At 41.7% G+C, this 1,757-nt stretch carries 2 protein-coding genes and 1 pseudogene; 1 reads left to right on the top strand and 2 read right to left on the bottom strand.

Annotated features, from left to right (window positions below; all coding sequences use genetic code 11):
• Window positions 1–498: 498 nt before the first annotated feature.
• Window positions 499–708 (top strand): annotated as a pseudogene (locus tag PPOP_RS20880) (transposase); the annotation flags it as partial.
• 263 nt (window positions 709–971) lie between these two features.
• Here the strand turns inward: PPOP_RS20880 and PPOP_RS15435 are convergent.
• Together PPOP_RS15435 and PPOP_RS23505 are read right to left on the bottom strand one after the other, a co-directional pair.
• Complete coding sequence (locus tag PPOP_RS15435; protein ID WP_006287485.1) at window positions 972–1,376, bottom strand: hypothetical protein; 405 nt, start codon at window positions 1,374–1,376, stop codon at window positions 972–974.
• 27 nt (window positions 1,377–1,403) lie between these two features.
• Window positions 1,404–1,553 carry a hypothetical protein gene (locus tag PPOP_RS23505; protein WP_006287482.1) on the bottom strand — a complete coding sequence of 50 codons (150 nt, stop codon included), beginning with the start codon at window positions 1,551–1,553 and terminating at the stop codon, window positions 1,404–1,406.
• Window positions 1,554–1,757 lie beyond the last annotated feature (204 nt).

Genomic DNA, 1,757 nt, shown 5'->3' with positions numbered 1-1,757 from the left:
GATGCATTAATTATAAACGAAAAAAGGTACGGCTCCTCAATTTTCTTGAGGAGCCGTACCTTTTTTCATGAGAAGGACTTTTTCAGTGGCCTCCGTTGCTGTACGGCTCTATTTTTTTGCATGACAGCATGCAAAGACCAACTCAATTTCACAAAGGAGCAGAATAGGTGACCGCAGCCAATAAAAAATACTTTCGCCAGAGGAACAATTATTTTGAAAATGCATTGCACAATGAAAAAGTCTCAGCTAAATTGCTGAAGCACGAACTTCGCGTTCCTTATCATCTTCCTCAGCCATTTTTTGGCGAAGTTCCTGTTTTCCAATCAGGCCTTCAACAAACATGTACTGCCATTTTTCTCGTCATTCAGCAATTTTGGCAGGCCCACGTTTCGCGCTATCAATTTCGCTTTTTTCTTTCCTTCATCAGCAATCATAGCGATCAAATGATCAATAAAATTATGTCATGTAGCAAAAATCTGTATACTGTATACTGTATAGACAAACATCATCGAAAGCTACCATCGCCAGTTACGAAAAGTGACCAAGGGCAAAAGCATCTTCCCGACGGACGAGGCATTGCTAAAGATGCTATACCTCGTCACTATGGATGTCACTCGCAAATGGACGGGCCGCGTGCAAAACTGGGGCCCAATGCTGCTGCAGCTCTCCGTTTTCTTTCCAGAGCGCATCGGCCAGCATCTGCCGTGAGGGTCGATCTCCCTCTCGGGGGAGATTCTCTATAAACGAGTTTACACAAAGTTATTGACAGACCCTAGGGAAACCACTCTCATGGCTTCCCCCTTATCGAACCGCACGTGCCCTGCTAAGGCATACGGCTCACCAAGTGATTCTACGTGGTTGCGAACCGTTGAGCCAAGATTTTCGACGACTGGCAGCTTTACTGGCAAGGTGTTTTTAATCCCTGTCTCACAAACGGGGGGTCAGTCCCATCAGTCCCCTGAAGAGACGCTCTAGCTTTTTTTTATTTTAGGTTCGTATGCGGCAATAACGTCTACAATTGAGTCACCTGCCAAAATGGAAAAGTGTATAAGTGGTTCTGATTCTGCAATACCGTATGATTGTTCTGATAACCATCGAATATACCCAGAATTAGTAACCTTAAAAAAGGTCCATTCTGCATAAAACTCGGTTCCATATCGTTCATTAATAGTATTTATTGTACTTTGTCTAAAACTTTCATCTGTACTTCTATATGCATGCACGGAATCTTCGAATACCACTTCAACTTTCTTTTTTTCGTCATTTGCATCAAACAGAAACAATTTAAAGCCTTCTATACTATCTGATAATGACTTAATATAGTACTTTGATGACAAACCACTTACTGGTTCCCATCGTTCCCAATTTTCTTGCATCGTTCTAACCTACCTTAATAACGAATTTTAAATTGATTTTTTGCCGTCATAAATTTCTAATGTTGGCCTACCGTCAGAACTTATATTTCTAACATTTATAGTTCTACCATCTGGTAATTTTCCTACCATACCACCTGGTATATTTTTTACAACCACTTGACTTTTCAAAATAGACACTATAATTGCGAAGGACACCTTTTTTTACAGGGTATATCTTCAGATTATGGGGTGGGTCACCAATGTCAGCATTGCAAAAACCGAAGTTTAGAGAATGGAATCACGGCGAGTGTGCGGGAGCGCCCATTCTGAAGAGTCTCTGGAAAAAAACGTGTCGAGCGCTTGCAGCAAGATTCCTTACCTGCGCTTACCCATGGAGATGTC

Origin of the sequence: Paenibacillus popilliae ATCC 14706 (genome assembly GCF_000315235.1) — a bacterium.
GTDB lineage: Bacteria > Bacillota > Bacilli > Paenibacillales > Paenibacillaceae > Paenibacillus_B > Paenibacillus_B popilliae.
The sequence above is the reverse complement of the archived record's forward strand: the minus strand, read 5'-3'. Positions and strand labels throughout refer to the sequence as shown.

Coding starts and splice junctions, on each gene's coding strand:
- PPOP_RS15435 (WP_006287485.1), bottom strand. CDS start 1,376: ATGCAAGAAAATTGGGAACGATGGGAACCAGTAAGTGGTTTGTCATCA.